At 73.4% G+C, this 19,120-nt stretch carries 12 protein-coding genes; 4 read left to right on the plus strand and 8 right to left on the minus strand.

The window, feature by feature from the left end:
* Positions 1-7: 7 nt before the first annotated feature.
* From ABT122_RS12505 to ABT122_RS12515, 3 genes are all read right to left on the minus strand, one after another.
* Positions 8-1,354 carry a cytochrome P450 gene (locus tag ABT122_RS12505; protein ID WP_351549488.1) on the minus strand — a complete coding sequence of 449 codons (1,347 nt, stop codon included), beginning with the start codon at positions 1,352-1,354 and terminating at the stop codon, positions 8-10.
* Positions 1,355-1,425: 71 nt separating this feature from the next.
* On the minus strand, positions 1,426-2,436 hold the full coding sequence (locus ABT122_RS12510) for a terpene synthase family protein (protein ID WP_351549491.1): 1,011 nt from the start codon (positions 2,434-2,436) through the stop codon (positions 1,426-1,428).
* A 316-nt stretch (positions 2,437-2,752) separates the two neighbouring features.
* On the minus strand, positions 2,753-4,456 hold the full coding sequence (locus ABT122_RS12515; RefSeq protein WP_351549494.1) for a serine/threonine-protein kinase: 1,704 nt from the start codon (positions 4,454-4,456) through the stop codon (positions 2,753-2,755).
* 281 nt (positions 4,457-4,737) lie between these two features.
* On the opposite strand from ABT122_RS12515, the gene ABT122_RS12520 reads away from it, so the two are divergent.
* The 3 genes from ABT122_RS12520 (at position 4,738) to ABT122_RS12530 (ending at position 8,024) form a co-directional block, all read left to right on the plus strand.
* A complete protein-coding gene (locus ABT122_RS12520; RefSeq protein WP_351549497.1) occupies positions 4,738-5,820 on the plus strand; it encodes a hydroxyacid dehydrogenase in 1,083 nt (360 codons plus the stop codon).
* A 15-nt stretch (positions 5,821-5,835) separates the two neighbouring features.
* Positions 5,836-6,687 (plus strand): fumarylacetoacetate hydrolase family protein, encoded by an 852-nt coding sequence (locus ABT122_RS12525; RefSeq protein WP_351549499.1) that lies wholly within the window; start codon positions 5,836-5,838, stop codon positions 6,685-6,687.
* Positions 6,688-6,779: 92 nt separating this feature from the next.
* Complete coding sequence (locus ABT122_RS12530; protein ID WP_351549501.1) at positions 6,780-8,024, plus strand: CynX/NimT family MFS transporter; 1,245 nt, start codon at positions 6,780-6,782, stop codon at positions 8,022-8,024.
* A 93-nt stretch (positions 8,025-8,117) separates the two neighbouring features.
* Here the strand turns inward: ABT122_RS12530 and upp are convergent, their stop codons facing one another.
* From upp to ABT122_RS12555, 5 genes are all read right to left on the minus strand, one after another.
* Positions 8,118-8,825: a uracil phosphoribosyltransferase gene (upp, locus tag ABT122_RS12535; RefSeq protein ID WP_351549503.1), complete on the minus strand. Its 708-nt coding sequence runs from the start codon at positions 8,823-8,825 to the stop codon at positions 8,118-8,120.
* On the minus strand, positions 8,822-10,045 hold the full coding sequence (locus tag ABT122_RS12540; RefSeq protein ID WP_351549506.1) for a questin oxidase family protein: 1,224 nt from the start codon (positions 10,043-10,045) through the stop codon (positions 8,822-8,824). Before ABT122_RS12540 ends, upp begins: the two co-directional genes overlap by 4 nt.
* A complete protein-coding gene (locus ABT122_RS12545) occupies positions 10,042-10,737 on the minus strand; it encodes an HAD family hydrolase (RefSeq protein WP_351549509.1) in 696 nt (231 codons plus the stop codon). The genes ABT122_RS12540 and ABT122_RS12545 overlap by 4 nt, the downstream gene beginning before the upstream one ends.
* Positions 10,738-10,748: 11 nt before the next feature.
* Positions 10,749-11,711: a pseudouridine-5'-phosphate glycosidase gene (locus ABT122_RS12550; RefSeq protein WP_351549511.1), complete on the minus strand. Its 963-nt coding sequence runs from the start codon at positions 11,709-11,711 to the stop codon at positions 10,749-10,751.
* A gap of 76 nt (positions 11,712-11,787) precedes the next feature.
* Positions 11,788-15,660 (minus strand): non-ribosomal peptide synthetase family protein, encoded by a 3,873-nt coding sequence (locus ABT122_RS12555; RefSeq protein WP_351549514.1) that lies wholly within the window; start codon positions 15,658-15,660, stop codon positions 11,788-11,790.
* A 686-nt stretch (positions 15,661-16,346) separates the two neighbouring features.
* Between ABT122_RS12555 and ABT122_RS12560 the strand changes: the two genes are divergently transcribed.
* Complete coding sequence (locus tag ABT122_RS12560; RefSeq protein WP_351549517.1) at positions 16,347-19,082, plus strand: LuxR C-terminal-related transcriptional regulator; 2,736 nt, start codon at positions 16,347-16,349, stop codon at positions 19,080-19,082.
* Positions 19,083-19,120 lie beyond the last annotated feature (38 nt).

Consider the following 19,120-nt stretch of genomic DNA (forward strand, 5'->3'; position numbering starts at 1 on the left):
TCGCCGGTCACCCCCCGGCCCTCCGGCGGTCGCTCAGCCGCATGGTGAGGCCCTGGGGTATGAGGGTGGCGCTCCGCAGGGGGCGGAGCCGGCTCCCGGGGACGGGGTGGAACTGCCAGCGGGCGGCGATGGTGGCCAGCGCGAGGGTGGCCTCGGTGAGGGCGAAGGTGTCGCCGATGCATTTGCGGGCGCCGCCGCCGAAGGGCACCCAGGCGCCGGGGGCCGGCCGGGCGGAGCTGAGCCAGCGGTCGGGGTCGAACCGGCCGGGGTCGGGGTAGTGGTCGGCGCGGCGGTGCAGTTGGTAGGGGCTGTACATGAGGGTGGCGCCGGCCGGGATCGGATGGCCGCCCAGCCGGGTGGCGGCCGGGGCGGTCCGGGTGAGCAGCCAGGCCGGCGGGTAGAGGCGCAGGGTCTCGGTGAGGACCCTGCCGGTCAGCTCCAGCGCGGGGAGGTCGTCGTGGCCGGCCGGGCGCCCGCCGAGCACGGATTCGGCCTCGGCGCGCAGCCGGTCGCGGAGGCCGGGACGGGTGCCGAGGAGGTGGAAGACCCAGGAGAGCACTCCGGCGGTGGTCTCGACGCTGGCGAGGAGGAAGGTGACGGTCTGGTCGTGGATCTCCTGGTCGGTGACCCCGGTGCCGTCCTCGTCGCGGGCGGCCAGCAGGGTGGACATCAGGTCCGGTGGTCCGCCGCCCGGGGTGGAGCGGTGGTCGGCGATCAGGTCGTCGGTGAGGGCGCGCAGATGGGCCCGGGCGCGGGCGAAGCGGCGGTTGTTGGGGGTGGGGAGCCGTTCGACGGCCGGGAGGGGCAGCAGGACCCGCTGGTTGATGCTGCGGGTGACGGCGTCGAGGCTCTCGCGCAGCGCCGAGAGCCCGGCGGTGTCGGTGCCGGCGCCGAAGAGGCAGCGGACGGCGACCGCCGTGGTGAGCCGGTACATGGTCTCGGTGACATCGAGCGTCCGCCCGTGCCGCCACCCGCCGGTCAGCCGGTCGATCTCCTCGGCCATCAGGGGGGCGTACCCGGCTATCCGGTCCCGGTGGAAGGCCGGCTGGGTGAGCCGGCGCTGTCGGCGGTGCTCGGTGGCGGGGCAGGTGATCAGGCCGTCGCCCGCGGTCTCGCGGAGCTTGTCGAAGACGGGGCCGCCCTTGTCGAAGGCGCGGTCCCCGACGAGGAGGGACCGGACCAGATCGGGGTGGCACGCCACATAGGTTGGGCGGGGGCCGAGGACGATCCGCACCAGATCGCCGTGGTCGCCGAGGCCGGCCGTGAACTCCAGCGGCCTGCGGGCCAGGGCGAGGGTGTGGCCGAGCAGGGGCAGCGCCCCCGGGGCGGTCGCGAGGGTGTACGAGGGGGTCACGGTGGTCGTCGCCTCCTGTGTGCTGCGGGGCGGCCCGGGCCGGACGGCCGGGCCGGGGCGGGGGCGGGGGCTCATCGGGGCGGGCGGGCGGGGGTGACCAGGTCCTCCAGATTGAGGTCCGGGGGCGGCCCTTCGGTGGTGTAGCGGCCGGCGGCCCGGTGCCAGTCGTGGTCGCCGCGGATCAGGGACCGCATGGCGTCGCCGTACCGGTGGACGTCGGCGCGTTCGGTGACGGTCAGGTCCAGGGCGTCGCAGAACTTGGGCAGCCCGCTCTCCAGCTGGAGGAAGCGTTCGAGCGTGCGGTCGGCGCGGCGGACGGTCTCGGCGAGGGACTGGCGGAGGGAGTAGCCGCGGTGGTGGACGAGGGAGGTGATCAGATTGGCGTCGCCGCGGGCCGTGTCCCTCTCCAGGGAGAAGACCTCGTTCACCAGGATGGCGTGGTCCACGACGGCCAGCCGCATGGCCTCCAGATGGGTGGCGGGCCAGGCCCGCTCGGGAGTCTCGAAGTGCCCGATCCGTTCGGCCAGATCGAGGCTCGGGCGGACGCCGATGGTCTTCCGGCGCAGCCGGATGTGGTCGTCGGGTTCGGGGGTGGGGCCGTGGAACCGGTCGGTGACCTCGGTGGGGTGGCCGGCGAGGTAGTCCGCCCAGGCGTGCGCCGCGCGGCGGCGCCAGGCCGGTGACATGCCCCGGCCCATGCGGTGCCAGAGGTCGGCGAAGGCGGTGACGAGCGGTGGTGCGGACGGGGGTCCGGCGGCGCCGGGGGGCCGGGCGAGTACATCGGCGAGCTGCCCGGTGGCCGTGACCGCCGCCCCGGGGTACACCCCGGCCGGAACGTCGAACTGGTCATCGAAGAGAAAGAACCACGCCATCACATCGAAGCCGAGACCGAGATCGTCGCCGGTGGCATCGGGGTAGAAGTAGGCGGCCAGATCGGCCACGCGGGAGGCGAGATAGCGGCGCTCGCCCTCCGGAGTGCGGACCAGGGAGTGGGTGCGGACCCAGGAGAGATCACGGGATCTGTCCAGTGCCGGATTGACCCGTGGGGGTATGGGTATCCGGAAATGGGCGTCGCGCGGCATCGGGGAAACCTTCCGCTCGGAGAGTGCCGGGTTCGGGGAACAGGGCGGAACCGAGGAGCAGGGCGGAGCCGAGAAACTGCGCTGAGCCGGGAGAATGGCCGAACGGGGACGGTACGGCGTTGGGTACGGACCACAGAAGAGCACCCGGGGGAGCCCGCTGGGAAGGGCGCCTCGGCCCTGCCGGAGAGATTGGCCGGTTCCCGACGGAGAAGTGACCGGGCACGGTGCGGCGGCAGCGGAGGGCCTGGCCCGGTGCCCGCCGGGCGCGGGTGGCCCCGGTGGCTGTGGCCCGTGCTCGCGTGGCGGGGACCGGCTGTCAGGATTCGGCCGGGGACACCTTGGTGACCCTCCCCCGGCGGTCGGCCTGGAGGTAGCCGCCGCTGTGGTAGCGGTCGGAGAGGTGGACGGTCAGCCCGGGGGGTGTGCCGAAGATGTCGTTCGCCCCCTCGGCGAGGAGATACCGCGAGGTCGGTTCCTCGACCCCCAGCTCCCGGTCCGCTCTCTCCAGGAGGGCGGGAACGGCACTCCAGTCGAAGTCGTCCAGGTCCACCGGCTGCCGGCCGCCGCTCAGGGTGCCGCTGACCGGGCTGCGGGAGACTCCCTGTCCGACCCGGTAGATGTACATGTCGTACTTCTTGTCGCTGCCCGGGACCATGCTGTCCAGGGAGATGTGCTCCGGATGGACGGAGAGGCTGCCCACCCGGTCGGTGCCCGTCTCCGCCGTGATCTCCCCGATGGCCGCGCGGATGGCGATCGGGGTCAGCAGCCCCGGGGACTCCCGGGTCCCGGGCGCCTCCGGACTCCGCCGTTTCTCCTCCGTCTCCGCCTTCTCCGCCTTCTCCTTCGGCGCCGGGGCCGTCCCGGGTGCCCCGGAGGAGGGTGCGGGCGGCCGGGAAGGAGTGGCGGAGGCCGAGGCGGAGGTGCCGGACGGCGCGGCGGCCGGAGGGCTGTTGTCGCGGTCCGGTCCGGGGAGCAGCGCCCACACCAGTACGCCGGTGAGCACCGTACCGGCGAGCGCGCCGGCGACCGCCGTGCGGCGAACCGCGCGGGGTCCGCGCTCACCGCTGCCCCGCCCCGGAACCGGCGCGTCCCCCGGAACCGGCCGGGAGGGCGGGGTGAGACGGTACGAGGTCTCCCCGCCACCGCTCCCCCGCGTCTCCTCCGGCGCGCCCCGGACCGGCTCCGCCGCCGCCGCCAGCATACGGTCCACGGTCTCCGGGGCCGGGCGTGCCGCCGGGTCCCTGACCAGGAGCGCCGTGAGCACACCGGTCAGCGGTCCGGCCCCGCGCGGGGGCGGCACCTCCTCGCTGAGGACGGCGGCGAGCGTCGCGAGGGTGGTCGCCCTGCGCAGCGGGTGGCGGCCCTCCACCGCGACGTACAGCATCATCGCCAGCGACCAGAGGTCCGACGCGGGCCCGCCGGCCTCCCCGGTGATCCGTTCGGGCGCCATGTAGTCGGGCGTACCGATCATGGCCCCGGTCGCGGTGAGGGCGGTCGACTCGCGGATCGCGGCGATGCCGAAGTCGGTGAGCACCGGTCGGCCGTCCGGCCGCAGCAGGACGTTCGCGGGTTTGACGTCCCGGTGCTGGATGCCGGCGCCGTGCGCGGCCCGCAGCGCCGCCAGCACCTCGCGCCCGAGCACCGCCGCGGCGGCGGGCTCCACCGGCCCCCGGGCCAGGCGGTCGTGCAGCGATCCACCCGTCACCAGTTCCATCACCAGCCACGGACAGGTGTCCTCGCCCCCGTCCACGACATGGTGGATGGTGACCACGTTGGGGTGGTCGACCCGCGCGAGCGCGCGGGCCTCCCGCAGCACCCGGGCGCGCAGCACCCGCGCCGCCTCCGGGTCGTACTCGGCGAGCGCGGGATCGGGCGGCCGTACCTCCTTCAGCGCGACGGCCCGGTCCAGGAGCAGATCGCGCGCCCGCCACACCGTCCCCATGCCGCCACCGCCGAGCCGCGCCTCCAGCGCGAACCGCCCATCGATGACCCGCTGTTCCCCGGATTCCCCGCTGCTCATGGCCGGGAGCATACGAGATGACCGGCGGCGGTCCGCTCGGTGGTGGGTCCCCCGCGCCGCGCGGCCCGGCGGGGCGGACGCGGCCGTGTGCGCCGTGCGGCACGACGTCCGGTGTCGTATCGCCGTCGTCCACGAGATACTGCGCCGGCGGGGGCTCCTCGCCGGAACCCGGTACCCGGACCCGGCGAGCACCTCTCCCCCGGCCGGGCGGAGGAGACCGCCCGGGTCCGCCCGGAACCGCCCCCGGCTCGCCGGTGACGACTTCGCGAAGGAGCACCCCGATGACTGGCTCCGCTGACACCGCCCCGGACGAGGGGCACCGGCCCCGGGCCGTCGTCGCCGTCCCGGCGCGGCTGCGGCAGGCGTTCTTCGCGCCCGAGGTCTGGCGGCGGCTGGCCCGGGCCGCCGAACCCGCCGTCCTGGAGGCGCACGACGACCGGGCCGCGCTCGCCCGGGCGCTCGCCGCGGGCGGCGGGGCCCGTGTCCTGGTCACCGCCTGGGGCGCACCGCTGGTCGACGGCGCGCTGCTGGCCGCCGCCCCGCGTCTGGAGCTGATCGCCCACACCGGGGGCGCGATCAGCCCCTACATCACCCGGGAGGTCTTCGACCGGGGTGTCCTGGTCACCCAGGCCGGGGCGGCCATGGCGCCCCCGGTCGCCGAGGTCTCGCTCACCTTCACCCTGAACCTGCTGCACCGCGTCCACCGGTTCGACCACGCCCTGCGCACGGGGGCCGACTGGGCCGCCGCGACCGCGATGCCGCCGCAGCACGAGATCCGGGGCTGCCCGGTCGGTGTCATCGGGGCCTCCCGCACCGGCCGGGCGTACATTCCGCTCGCCCGGGCGCTCGGCGCGGAGGTCACCGTCTTCGACCCGTGTCTGGGCGAGGAGGAGGCCGGCCGGCTCGGGGTGCGCACCGCGCCGCTGGACGAACTCCTGCGCACCAGCAGGATCGTGGCCGTGCACGCCCCGGCGCTGCCCGAGACCCGGCATCTGCTGGGCGCCCGCGAGCTGGCCCTGATGCCGGACGGCGCCGGGCTGGTCAACACCGCGCGCTCCTGGCTGGTGGACGAGTCGGCGCTGCTGGCGGAGGTGCGCACCGGGCGGATCGACGCGGCGCTGGACGTCTTCGACCAGGAGCCGCTCCCCGTGGACCACCCCTTCCGGTCCCTGGGCAATGTGCTGCTCACCCCGCACCGGGCCGCGGCCACCGCCGAGGGCCATCGGGCGCTCGGCGAGAGCACCGTCGCCGAGGTCGAGCGCTTCCTCGGCGGCACACCCCTGCTGCACGCGGTGGGCCCGGCTGCGCTGGCCCGGGTCGAGCAGCCCACCGCCCGCGCCATGCCCTCCCGTATCCCCGAGTGAAACGAGTGGACCACCATGCGACTGATGCGCGTCGGCCCGGCCGGCAGCGAACGGCCCGTCCTGTACGCCGGGGACGGCAGGCACCTCGATCTCTCCCCGGTCACCGGGGATCTGACGCCCGAGTTCTTCGCCGGGGGCGGGCTCGACCGGGTGGCGGCGGCGGTGGCGGACGGCTCCCTGGCGGAGACCGACGTCACCGGGGAGCGGATCGCTCCGCCCCTCGCCCGGCCGGGGTCGGTCCTGTGCATCGGCCAGAACTACGCGGCGCACGCGGCCGAGTCCGGGGCGAGCGCCCCCGATGAGCCGGTCCTCTTCTACAAGGCGCCCAACTCCCTGGCGGGGCCCGAGGACGAGGTGCTGATCCCCCGGGGGTCGGAGCGGACCGACTGGGAGGTGGAGCTGGGGGTGGTGATCGGCCGCCGGGCCCGGTATCTGTCGGCGGACGACGACCCGCTGGCGCATGTCGCCGGGTACGTCCTCAGCAACGATGTCTCCGAGCGGGCGGTGCAACTGGGCGCGCCGGGAGGGCAGTGGTCCAAGGGCAAGAGCGCCGAGACCTTCAACCCGCTCGGTCCGTGGCTGGTCACCACCGACGAGATCCCCGACCCGCAGCGGCTGAGGCTGCGCTCCTGGGTGAACGGCGAGCCGCGCCAGGACTCCACCAGCGCGGACATGATCTTCTCGGTGGCGGAGATCATCCGGCATCTCTCGCAGTATCTGGTCCTGGAGCCGGGTGATCTGGTCAACACCGGTACGCCACAGGGGGTGGCGCTGTCGGGCCGCTTCCCCTATCTCCGGGCGGGCGATGTCATGGAACTGGAGATCGGGGGGCTCGGCCGGCACCGCAACCGGCTCGCCCGTGCCTGACGCCCCGGCCGGGGCTCCCGGCCGGCCGATCCGCCTTGCTCCGCAGGGGTGTTGACTGGACGCCGCTCGCTTTCCCGCTCCTATGATGAGCCATGCCTCATGACGAAGTGGTGCGCCCGCCGGAAGCGGATACCCGCAGGGCCAGGGGTCCGTCCGGGGTCTGGGGGCGGCGTCTCGTCGTGGTGGCCCTGGTGCTGGCGGCGCTGAATCTGCGGCCCGCCGTCACCAGTCTGGGCCCGGTGCTCGAAGAGGCCCGCGACAGCCTGGCGATGAGTGCGGTGATCGCCGGGCTGCTCACCTCGTTACCGGCGCTCTGCTTCGCGCTGATCGGCTCGACCGCCCCCCGGCTGGCCCGCAGGTTCGGGGCGGACGGTGTGGTCGTCCTCGGTCTGGCGGCGATCGTCGCCGGGCTGTCCCTGCGGGCGGCGGCCGGGAGCACCTGGCTGTTCCTGGCCCTGAGCGCGCTGGCGCTGGCCGGTATCGCGTTCTGCAATGTGCTGCTGCCGGTCGTGGTCAAGCAGCGCTTCCCGGACCGGGTCGGGATGATGACCGGGCTCTACTCCATGGCGCTCAACATCGGCGCCGCGACCGCCGCCGCCGTCACCGTCCCGCTGGCCCAGGCCTTCGGCGGCGACTGGCGCTGGGGTCTGGGCGCGTGGGCGGCGGTCGCGGCCGTGGCGCTGCCGCCGTGGCTGGCCCTCGCCCGCGGCCGGACCCCCGCCGCCGCGCCGGAGCCGGGGGCCGCGGCCCCCGTCCCCGTACCGGAGATCCGGCTCACCCGTGACCCCACCGCCTGGGCCCTCGCGGTCTACTTCGGTCTCCAGGCCACCGCCGCGTTCGTCATCATCGGCTGGCTGCCGCAGATCTTCCGTGACGCCGGCCTCTCGGCCGAGACCGCCGGGCTGCTCTTCGCCGTCACCTCGCTGCTGGGTGTGCCGCTCTCCTTCGCCCTGGCGGCGGTCGCCGGCCGGCTGCCCAACCAGAGCGTCATCGCGGTCGTCGTCGGGCTGTTCGGCCTGGCCGGGTACGCGGGGCTGTGGCTGGCGCCGGCGGGCGCGCCCTGGGTGTGGGCGGTGCTGCTGGGCGTCGCCAACTGCTCCTTCCCGCTGGCGCTGACGATGATCGGGATGAGGGGACGGGACAGCGGGACGGTGGTCCGGCTCTCCGCCTTCGTCCAGAGCGTCGGCTATCTGCTGTCGATCCCCGGCCCGATCCTGGTGGGCACGCTCTACGAGAGCAGCGACGGCTGGAGCGCCCCGCTGGCGCTGCTGGCGGTCCTGATGGTGCCGCAGCTGGCGGCCGGTCTGCTGGCGGGCCGCGACCGGCAGATCGGCTGAGGTCCGGTCCGGTCCGGGCGGAGAGGGCGGTGCCCCGTCCGGGGAACCGCCCGGGCCGGCCGTCCAGGTCAGCCGCCGGGCCGGCCGTCCGTGTCAGCCGTCCGTGCCGAAGTAGCGGTCGCCGAAGTCCCCGATGCCCGGCAGCATGTAGGCGTTCTCATTGAGGCCCTCCTCGATGGCCGAGGTGACCAGCCGTATCCGGGGGTGCGGCCCGCAGACGGCCCTGATCCCCTCGGGCACGGTGATGAAGGTGATGAAGGTGATGTTCTCCTCCGGCACACCCCGGTCGAGCAGCAGCCGGATGGCGGCGAGCGCGGTGCCGCCGGTGGCCAGCATCGGGTCGAGCAGCAGGACCTGGCGCTCCGCGATGTCCTCGGGCAGCGCCGCGTAGTACAGATGGGGCAGCTTGGTCACCCGGTCCCGCTGGATGAGGATCTTCCCGATGCGGACGGCGGGGCAGACCGCGCGCAGCTCGGCCTCCATGCTCTCGCCGGCCCGCATGATGGGGACCCCGCAGAGCCGGGAGGCGAAGCGCCGGCCCTCGTACACCCTTCCGACGGGGGTCCGCACCTCGTGCGGCTCGAAGGGGAGCAGACCGAGCCCCGTCTCGATGAGCAGGCGCATGATCCGCCGCGAGTGGAGGACGAAGTCCTCCCGGCGGGCGTCCCGGTCGCGGATGACGGTGTGCAGGGCCCGGAGCTGATCGGTCTGCGGCAGGAGATGGACCCGGTCGCGCAGGTGCGGGTCGAGAGCGGCGGTCGCCGGGTCCGGCGCCCGGCCGGTCTCTTCGTGGATGGTCATTCCGCGGGGGGCTCCTCGAACGAAGGGGGAAGCTCCGGTGTGGTGGTGAACTGGCCGGCCGCGGCGCGGAACAGCGACACTCCCCCGGTCCGGTCCCACACCCGCCGCAGCACGTACACCAGCTTGGGGTTGTGCTCCTCCTCTTCCTCCACGGCGCGGGCGACGAGGTGGGCCCAGTCCCGCTCGGCGAGCGGGTCGCCGGGGCCGTCGGAGGAGTCCTTGAACGCGCGGTGGAGGGCGGCCAGCTTGGCCCGCGCGGGGAAGCCGCCCTCGGAGAGGACGATGCACAGGAGGCCGGTCCAGTACAGGGCGACGACCCATCGGCGCCGCTCCTCGGGCAGCCGGAGCGAGATCTGCTCCATGGCGTGCAGCGAGGTGATCAGATGGAGGAGGACGAAGTCCCCCGGCCGGGCGAGGTAGAGCAGGGTCACGGCGTAGTAGAGCTGCTCCCAACTGGTGGCGGACGGCTGGTCCGCGGCCCAGGCGGGGGTCCGGTAGACCAGTGGATCGCCTTCCCGGAGCATCCGGGCGATCCGGTACTGGAGCCCCGACCGGAGGAGTTCGGCGGGCATGCCGGCGACGGCCTCCGGCGAGGTGTCGTCGAGCACCTTCCGCACCCGCTCCGGGAGCCCCGGGCTCCCGCCCTCCCAGGCGCCGGCGAACCGGAGCAGCGAGTCGACGGGTGTCTCCCCCGCGCTGTCGGCGGTGTCCGGTGACATCCGCTCGGGGTGGCAGTCGACCGAGGAGAACGCCATGTACGCGAGGCCCTCCACCGTCATCCACCGGCTGCCGGCGTCGAGTGCCCAGCCGACGTGGATGGTGGCGTGGGTGAAGGCCCCGACCCAGCCGGGGAGGAGCAGGGGGAGATACCGGTTGAGCACCTCCGCCATGCCGAGGTCCCGCTCCTGGCGGTCGAAGAAGTCGCAGTAGGCGGAGAAGCTGGTGCGCTGCCCGAGGTGCTCCTGCCAGGTGGACTCGGTGATGGTGTGGCGTGAGCCCCGGGCCGGTTCCAGTCCGTAGCCGTAGGGGGTGAGGCGCGCGTAGGTGTCGTGGTACCGCTTGATGCGCTCCGGGGGTGTGCCGAGCCCCGCCAGCGCCACGACGGCGTGTTTCACATGGTTGGTGAGATGGCCGTTGAACTCGATGTGGTGGCTGCGGTCGTCGAGCAGTCGCTGGACGAGGGCCGTGCCGCCGGTCGATTCGCGCCCGTTCTCGTTCATACGGGGGTCTCGCTCTCCCTCAGGTCCGCGCCCCGCCCCTCGGCGAGGCAGGCCAGTACGCCGTCGAAGGTGTCGGCGACCCAGGTGGGCCCGGCCGACAGCAGCTCCGCGCGGCTGTGGATGCCGTAGGTGACCGCGATCGATCGCATCCCGGCCGCGCGTGCCATCAGCAGGTCGTGGGTGGTGTCCCCGACCATGACGGCCTCCCCGGGGGTGGCGCCGAGGAGCCGCAGGACCTCGTGGCCCATCTCCGGGTCGGGTTTGGGGCGGGTCACCTGGTCCGCGCCGAGGACGACGGCGAACTCCTCGCGCAGATCCGCCGCGCGCAGCAGCGCGTCGGCGCTCTCGTGGAACTTGCTGGTGGCGACGGCGGTGGGGATGCCCTGGCGGCGCAGCTCGGCGAGGCCCTCGCGGACACCGGGGAAGACCAGCTCGCCCGCGCGGGGAAGGATGATCTCGCGGAAGGCGAGCTGGTACTCCGCCACCGCGGCGGTGACCCGGTCGTCCTCCGGGGCGATCCCCATCAGACGGCCGAAGGCCCCTTCCAGGGGCATGCCGATGGTGGCCCGGATCTGCTGCGCCTCCCGGGGAGGCGCTCCCAGGGCCGCGAAGGCCGCGGTGAAGGTCCTCACGATCGCCTGGGGGGTGTCCACCAGCGTTCCGTCCAGATCGAAGATCGCGACATATGCCATCGGGCGCTCCTTCAGAGTCCGGCGGGACCGGTGTCGGCTGCGGCGCGGAGGGACGCGTGGGCGGCTGCCAGGCGGCCGGCCACTTCCGCCGTGTTGATGAGCACGGCCATGTTGGCGCGGGCGGACCGGCCCCGGGTGGCCCGGTCGACCGAGCGCATCAGATGTTTCGTCAGGGCGTTGCCCCGCACTCCCTCGCGGTCGGCCGCCCGGACCGCTTCGTCGATCACCGCGCTGATCTCCGCGCTGTCGATGGCGTCCTCCTCCCGGGTGGGGGTGGTGATGAGGATGGCGCTCCGGTTGCCCAGGGCCCAGTGGTTCTCGACGGCGCGGGCGATCTGCTTCTCGTCGTCGAGCCGGTGCGGGCTGCGCAGTCCGCTGGAGCGGCAGTAGAACGCGGGGAAGTCGTCGAAGCGGTAGGAGACGACCGGAACACAGTGGGTTTCCAGGAACTCCATGGTCAGACCCAGGTCGAGGATGTTCTTGGCCCCCGCGCAGACGACCGCTGCCGGGGAGCGGGTGAACTGGATGAGGTCCGAGGAGATGTCCATCGTCGTCTCCGCTCCCCGGTGCACACCGCCGATGCCCGCGGACGCGAAGAACGGGATGCCCGCCAGATGGGCGGCGACCAGGGAGGAGGCGACGGTGGTGGCCCCCATGCCGCCCTTGGCCAGGACCACGGGCATGTCCCGGCTGCTGACCTTGGGGATGCCCGACGCGGTGGCGAAGCGGTCGATGTCGTCATCGGTCATGCCGACGAGAATCCGGCCGTCCTCGATGCCGATCGTCGCGGGCACCGCGCCTCCGGCTCTCACGGCCGCCTCCACCTGGTGGGCCGTGGCGGCGTTGTCCGGGTAGGGCAGCCCATGGGTGATGACATTCGACTCCAGCGCGACCACCGGCCGTCCGGTCTCGACGGCCTCGCGGACCTCTTCGTTGTACACGAGCGGAATGGCCTGGTGCACGGTGTGACGCACGGTCGTGTCCCGTTTCTCTGTCGGGGTCGGCTGATCGGGGGCGCGGTCGGGGCCCGGGGGGCGGTCGGGGGCGCCGTCAGGCCGGCCGCCCGGGTGCCAGGCGTTCGCGGATGCGGCGCGCCAGTTCGTCGACGCCCGGGCTTCTGAGGATGCCGTAGTGGTCCGCCCCCAGTTCGACGACGGTCGGGGGTTCGGCGGAGTAGGCGGCGCTGTTCTCGATGAAGGAGTAGTCGTCCCCCCGGGCCTTGAAGAGGGTCACGGGGGCGCTGATCCGGCGCTCCCGCAGCTCATGGAACTCGTAGGTGAAGGAGTACGTCAGCTCGACGATGCGGATGATGCGGCGCACCGGCTCCGCGTCGAGGCCGGGGAAGTGCCCGGTCACGAAGGAGACGAAGCTGTCCTCGTCGGCCGAGGCACGCAGGCACTCCGTCAGCAGCGGGCCGGTGACCGTGCCGGCGAAGACGGAGAAGAGGATGGTCACATAGGCCGGGTCGCGGTAGTCGCCGGACCGGCCCGCCGTCGCCGTCGGGGCCGTCTCCAGCCCCGGTGACCCGGGGGCGATCAGAAAGAGGTGGTCGACCCGGTCCCCGGCCTGTTCGAGGCGGTACGCGGTCTCGAAGGCGGTGCGCGCGCCGAAGGAGTAGCCCCAGAGGGTGTACGGACCCTCCGGCTGGAGCCGTTTGATGGCCCGGATGTCCTCGGCGGCCATCTCGCCGAGGGTGCGGAAGGGGGTCTCGGAGCCGTTGATGCCGTGTGCCTGGACACCGTAGAAGGGCCGTTCCGCGCCCAGCAGCCCGGCGAGCGGGCGGAGGTTCATGGTGTAGCCGCCGAGGCCGGGCCAGCAGAGGACGGGGTTCGCGGCGCCCCGGCCCTGGAGCCGGACCAGCCGGGAGGCCGGGATCTCGTCGTCGCCCTCCAGCAGCCGGGCGATCGCCTCGACGGTCGGGGAGGTGAAGACCACCTGGAGCGGCAGCGAACTGCCGAACTCCTTGTTCACGGCGGCGACGAGACGGAGGGCGATGAGCGAGTTGCCGCCGGCCTCGAAGAAGTCGTCCCGCACCGAGAGGCCCTCGCGCCCGAGCACCGCCGAGAAGATGTCGCGGACGGTCTCCTCGGTCCTGGTGCGCGGAGCGGTGAAGACCCGCCCCTGCCCCGGGTTGCCGTCCTCCCTGGCCGCCAGCGCCCTGACGTCGACCTTCCCGTTCGCGGTCAGGGGCAGCCGGTCCACCACGACCACCCGGTTCGGCAGCATGTAGTCGGGCAGGAAGGTGACCAGATCCTCTCTGATCAGCTCGGCCGGCCCGGTCATGTGCACGGTGTCCTCCTTCATCCCCTCGCCGCGGATCTGCTCGTCGCTCACCCGGCCCCCGACGCAGAAGTAGGAGGGGCCGGCCTCCGCGCCGGCCCGGTCCAGGATCTTGGCGAGCCGGACCGCCGACATCAGATCGTTTCCGGTACGGGAGCTGTATCCGGACGACATGAAGCCGAGCCCGAGGCCGTTCATCTGGAGGTGCTGGAGCTTTCTGCCGAGATCGACATAGTGCGTACGCGGATCGTTGGAGCGGGCAACGATGCTGATGCCGAAACTCGCGCGCTCGTACACCCGCTGGTTGATGGCGATGACATGCTTCTTCAGTATCAAATCGTCGGACAGCCGCTGTAAATCCCCTTCGGCATAGCGGTACTGACCGGCGGGAAGATCGGGAACGCGGCCCGGGTGGGTCTGCACATAGATGTCGTACGGATCGCGGTGCGGGACGGTGCCGTGCGGGACGAGGTCGAAGGTGCCGAGATAGTAGTCGTCCTCGGAGCATTCCAGTTGATTCCGCACATCCGGTGTGTGGGCACCGGCCGTGATGTCGAGACCTTCGGCGGGCAGAATTTCCTCGAAGAGTCCGATCATATGACCGGCTTCTATCTCCAGCACTTCCCGCACATTGTCCCGGTAGACCGCCTCTATGGCCTTCCTCCGGCCGATCAGATGGACCGCGCACCGGGTGCCGGACCGCTCGGTGCCGGCCCGGATCAGAATCAGCCGGTGGAGCAGTGGGTGATAGTAGTAATAACCCGGCTCCAGCCCCGCGACACCGTTCAGCTCCAGATGGAGCTGGGTCGCGTAGAGCGAACCCGGCGAGGCGTAGGCGTACTTGGGAAGCAGCCGCTCCGCGCTGAGGTGCTGCCCGAAGTCCCGCAGTATCCGGCCGAGGTCGTCCAGGCCCAGTGCCCCGGGCTCGCGGGAGCGGCCCGCGCCCCGGACCCGGGGGCCGAGGAGGGCGAGCAGATCCGCCCTGCGGATGTCCCCGCCCTCGTAGAAGCGGTAGGTCTTGCGGGCGAAGGCCCGCCGGCGCTGCCCGGGCCGGGCCTCGGCGCCCGGCAGCCGGACGGCGGGCCGGCCCTCGATCTCGCCCGGCTCCCGGCAGCCCGCGTTGGAGAGCTGTGCCCTGACCTGGCGCCGGTCCGCCTTGGACCGGTGGTGGTCTCCGTTTTGGCCCTGGTCCATCAGCGCGGCCTCCCTGGCGCTGAGTTCCACGAAGGCGAGCAGCCGGCGGAAACCGGTGACGGAGTCGTCCTTGACGACGACCGCGGCGTTCTTGACCCAGCTGTGCGTCTCGATGGCGAGTCTGATCTCGTCCAGCTCGACCCGGAATCCGCGCAGCTTGACCTGGCTGTCGGCGCGTCCGGCGAACTGGACGGTGCCGTCGTCGTTCCAGTGGGCCAGATCGCCGCTGCGGTAGAGCCGCACACCGGGGAGCGCCGGGACCTCGACGAAGCGTTCGGCGGTCAGCTCCGGCCGGCCGAGGTATCCCCGGGCGAGCTGTACGCCCCCGATGTACAGCTCACCGATCTCCCCGGCGGCCACCGGCGCCCCGGACCGGTCGAGTATGTGCAGCTCGGTCCCGTCGGCGGGCCGGCCGATGGGAATCGCCTGGGGGCCCTCGGCGATCGTCGCGCGGTCCACGGTGAAGGAGGCGGAGTTGATGGTGCACTCCGTGGGCCCGTAGAGATTCACCAGTTCGCAGCCGGGCAGCGCGTCCAGGCACCGCTGGGCGAGATCCCGGGAGAGCGCCTCGCCGCCGCTGAAGATCCGGCGGAGGGAGGTGCAGCGGGTGAAGCCCTCCGTGTCCACGAGCGCCTGGAGCAGCGTCGGTACGCCCTGGAGGACGGTCACCCCGTGCCGGACGACGGTGTCGATGAGCCGGTCGGGGTCGCGCTGCACCCCGTGGGCGCCCATGACGACGGTGCCGCCGCACGCCGGGGCGAGGATCTCCCACTGCGCGGCGTCGAAGCTCAGGGGGGTCTTCTGGAGCACGACGCTGCCGTCGCCGATCCCGTGGACCGAGGCCAGCCACCGCAACTGGCTGACGACACCGCGGTGTTCGATCATGACGCCCTTGGGCTTTCCCGTGCTGCCCGAGGTGTGGATGACGTAGGCCAGACGGCCGGGGAGGAAGGGAACCGGTGCACTCCGCTCGCCGGAACCGGGCCAGGAGGCCGTGAAGTTCTCCAGGTCCCGGAAGGTGACCACTCTGGTGCCCACCGGCACCAGGTCCTCCAGCCGGCTCCGGAGCGACTCCTGGGTGAGGACCACCGCCGCCCGGGCGTCCTCGACCATGTACCGTAATCGCTCGTCCGGATACTCCGGCGAAAGCGGCAGATAGGCGCCGCCGGAGGAGAGAATTCCCCAGACACCGGCCATGAGATCGGCCGAGGGTTCCATGAAGACACCGACGCGGTCGTCGGACCGGACGCCCATGCGCCACAGCTGGTGGCCCACCGCCGTACTGCGGTCGGACAGTTCGCGCCGGGTGAGGATTCCGTCCTCGTGAACGACCGCCACGGCCTCCGGTTGGGATTGCGCCCGCTCGCGCAGAAGACCCGGAAGTGTGGCGAGGTCGTCGCCGATGAGATGCGTCGGCTCCCCTGACTGGTCGGCGGAGAGATTCTTCATTTCTCACCCATCCACGTGAGTGCTCTCGGTACGGGAAATGTCTCTGTGCGCGGTCCGTGAAGAGGCCCGGAGTACCGTTCGGATTTCCGGCCGGGTCGCGGCCGGGGTTCCATGGTTTCGTTCGGAATCGGCTAGTTGAACAAAAATCCACTTGGATGAGCCCGCCAAGGCTAAGCAGGCCTCTCGCCGAGAGTCAACGTATTCCCCGGGGAGTGGCGCGAACAGGAGCCCGGCAGTGGCCGCCGGCGGGAATCGCCCGATCATGGGAACGCGCCGGGCACCGGGGGGGCGCCCCGCTCGCCGAGCGCCCGCGACGCCGCTGCCCCTCGCGGCCACCGGACTCGTCCGCGCAGACCAGAGCGGTGGGCCGGAAGCGGTCGCCCCGGCGGGACCCGGCCTCGGAGCGAGAGCCGGCGGGCGGCCCGGCCGGGCGGCGGGCTCCCGGCGGGACCCCGGCCCGTACGCGATCACTTGGCCGTATCACCACGGTGACCGGTCTTCGCCCCCGGCGGGCGGCGGCCCGCGCCGGAGGGCGACCCGGCCGGTTCCCCGGAGCCCGGCCGGTTCCCTCGATCCGGAACGGTCCGGGGGATGAGACGGGAGATGGCAGAAAGCCGCGAACCTGGAGTAAAACCCCGGGCCGGAGGGGAATGTCGATTCGAATGTGATCAATTGGGGAGGGTGTTATGGCAGAGCTGCTACTTGAACGGAACGGGTTACTCGACACCGCCGCGCGGAGTGCCGCGTCGGCCCGCTCCGGGCACGGGCGCTGGCTGCTGCTGCGCGGTGAGGCGGGATCGGGCCGCACCGCGCTGCTGGAGGAGATCGTCCGCCGGGAAGCGGCGGACGGACGGATGCGGACCCTGCGGGTCCGGGCCTCTCCCGAGGAGTCGGGCTTCGCCTTCTCGGTCGTGCGCCAGCTCTTCCCGCGCTCCGGGCCGCTGCCGTTCGACGAGCCCGCGCCGGCCGAGGAGCAGCGGATCTTCCACCGGCTCACCGATGCCCTCGCCGACACCGCGTCCCGCCGGCCCGTGCTGCTGGCCGTGGAGGACCTGGATCTGGCCGACGAGCCGTCCCGCCGGTGGCTCGGATACCTCACCCGCCGGCTCTCGGACGTGCCGGCGCTGCTCCTCCTCACCTCCTGGGGAGAGGGCGCCGGCGCGCAGCCGGACGACCCGCCGGACGGCCGGGCGGGCCTCTGCGACGCGACCGGCGCGGAGGTGCCGGTGCCCGCGCTCGGACCCGGAGCGGTCACCGAACTGCTCGCGGCCCACGGCGTGCGGGGCGAGGCGGCCCGACTGTGCGCCGGGGCGACCGCGGGCAATCCGATGCTGCTGCGGGCCCTGCTCGCCGACCTGCCCGACGGCCGGCCGCCGCGTGGTCTGGCCGATCTCTCCGGGACCCGCTACCGCAGGGCCATGGCCCGCTGGCTGCACTCGCCCACGGCGCTGTTCCGGCGCCCGCTCGCGCTGGCCGTGGCCCTGGCGGGCGGCTCCCCCGCGGCCCTGGACCCGGCGCTGCTCGGGGAGGTGGCCGGGCTCGCGCCGAGCGAGTCGGCCGATCCACGCCGGGTCGAGCCGCTGATACGGATGCTCGCCCACCCCCCGGCCCGGGAGGCGGTGCTCGCCGCCGCCGACCCCGCCGAACTCGACCGGTACCGGTACCGGCTGGCCCAGTCCCTCTATGAACTGGGCGCGTCCGCCGACGAGATAGCGGAGCATCTGCTGCGGCTCCGCCAGACGGGCGAGGAGTGGATGACCCGCACCCTGGAGGAGGCGGCGGAGAGCGCGCTGAGCGCGGGCCGCCCCGAACGGGCCGCCCGGCTGCTGCGGCACGCGATGACCGGGCCGGTGCCGCCCGCCCGGCACATCGCGATCACTCTGCGGCTGGGGGCGCTGGAGATGCTCAGATCCTCGGAGGCGGGGACCCGCCGGCTCCGGGAGAGCCTCTCCCGGGCCGACTGCCACGACCCGTACGCGGTCGCGTCGGCGCTGAGCGGATCGCTTCTCGCCCAGGGCCGCACCGCCACCGCGATCCGGGTGATGGAGGAGGCCGGGAACCGCATCAGCGACCAGCAGCTCTCCACCGCCGTCCGGATCAGCGTGGCGGGGATGTCCACCCACGACGCCCAGGGGTGGCACCGGGCCGCCGCGGAGATGCACGAACTGATGGGCACCGCACCCGACTCGGTGGAGCCGCTGGCCTGTGCGCTGGCCACCGTCCACGAGGCCGGCACGGGGCGGCTCGACGCCGGTACGGCGGTGGCCCGCGTCACCTCGCGCCTCAGCGCCCCGGTCGACACCCGGCTGCGCACCGGCTGGGTGGCGTCGGCGGCGTCCCTGCTGGAGTGGGCCGACCGGCTGGACGAGGCCCGGGCGCTGGTCGAGCGGGAGCTGCCGGGGCAGCCGGACCTGACCCATATGGGCCACCAGTATCTGCTGACCACCCGGGCCACGGTCGATCTGCGGGCGGGCCGGTTCCGGCGGGTCATCGAGGAGAACACCCCGCTGCTGGAGTCGGCCCGGGGCGGGGGCGTCCAGCTGCCGTATCTCCACGCGATGGTGGCCGTCGCCTGGCACGAGCTGGGCTACCGGGAGCGGGCCTGGGAGCAGCTCGCCGCGCTCGGCGCCGAGGGCGCGAGGACCACCTGGGGATGGGACGAGGTCCGCTGCGCCCGGGGCCGGATGTACACGGCGGAGGGCCGCTGGGAGGAGGCCCTGGAGAGCTATCTGGACTGCGGGGCCCGGATGACGGTCCGGGGGTTCGTCAACCCGGTGAGCCAGCCGTGGCGGGCCGGCGCCGCCACCGTCCTGGTCCGGCTCGGCCGGACGGCGGAGGCGGTGGAGCTGGCGGAGGAGAATCTGCGGCACGCCCGCGCCTGGGGGACCCCCCGGGTCGTCGGGGTCGCGCTGCGCGCCCAGGCCGTGGCCGTCGGCGGCGGGCGCGGTCTGAAGACGCTCACGGAGGCGGTGGAGCTGCTGCGCACCGCGCCGGCGCCGGTGGAGCTGATCGAGGCGCTGAACGACCTGGGGCGGGCCCAGGCGGCGGTGGGCCAGACCCGCAAGGGCCGCACCACCCTGAGCGAGGCGATGCATCTCGCGCAGCGGTTGGTGCCCGCGGCGGCCACCGCGCCACCGCTCGCGGCGCCGCGCATGTCCCGGTTGGTGGAGAGCATCGGGAGGGCGCTGCGGGCCGCGCGCACCCGTAAGCCCCACGCCGCTCAGGACTGCTGCAAGGAGCTGACCCAGGCCGAGCGGCGCATCGTGGACCTGGCCGTGCAGGGGCTGACCAACGCCCAGATCTGCGTCACGCTCCAGCTGGCCCGCCGCACGGTGGAGACCCATCTCACCAACGCGTACAAGAAGCTCGGGGTGGAGCGGCGGACCCAGTTGGCCGCCCGGCTGGCCGCGCCCCCCTCCTGACGCCGGCGCCCGCAGACCCGGCCACCGCCCGCGGACCC

Source organism: Streptomyces sp. NPDC001985, from assembly GCF_040296845.1.
Lineage (GTDB): Bacteria > Actinomycetota > Actinomycetes > Streptomycetales > Streptomycetaceae > Streptomyces.

Coding starts and splice junctions, on each gene's coding strand:
- ABT122_RS12555 (WP_351549514.1), bottom strand. CDS start 15,660: ATGAAGAATCTCTCCGCCGACCAGTCAGGGGAGCCGACGCATCTCATC.
- ABT122_RS12510 (WP_351549491.1), bottom strand. CDS start 2,436: ATGCCGCGCGACGCCCATTTCCGGATACCCATACCCCCACGGGTCAAT.
- ABT122_RS12545 (WP_351549509.1), bottom strand. CDS start 10,737: ATGGCATATGTCGCGATCTTCGATCTGGACGGAACGCTGGTGGACACC.
- ABT122_RS12525 (WP_351549499.1), top strand. CDS start 5,836: ATGCGACTGATGCGCGTCGGCCCGGCCGGCAGCGAACGGCCCGTCCTG.
- ABT122_RS12540 (WP_351549506.1), bottom strand. CDS start 10,045: ATGAACGAGAACGGGCGCGAATCGACCGGCGGCACGGCCCTCGTCCAG.
- ABT122_RS12530 (WP_351549501.1), top strand. CDS start 6,780: ATGCCTCATGACGAAGTGGTGCGCCCGCCGGAAGCGGATACCCGCAGG.
- upp (WP_351549503.1), bottom strand. CDS start 8,825: ATGACCATCCACGAAGAGACCGGCCGGGCGCCGGACCCGGCGACCGCC.
- ABT122_RS12520 (WP_351549497.1), top strand. CDS start 4,738: ATGACTGGCTCCGCTGACACCGCCCCGGACGAGGGGCACCGGCCCCGG.
- ABT122_RS12560 (WP_351549517.1), top strand. CDS start 16,347: ATGGCAGAGCTGCTACTTGAACGGAACGGGTTACTCGACACCGCCGCG.
- ABT122_RS12515 (WP_351549494.1), bottom strand. CDS start 4,456: ATGAGCAGCGGGGAATCCGGGGAACAGCGGGTCATCGATGGGCGGTTC.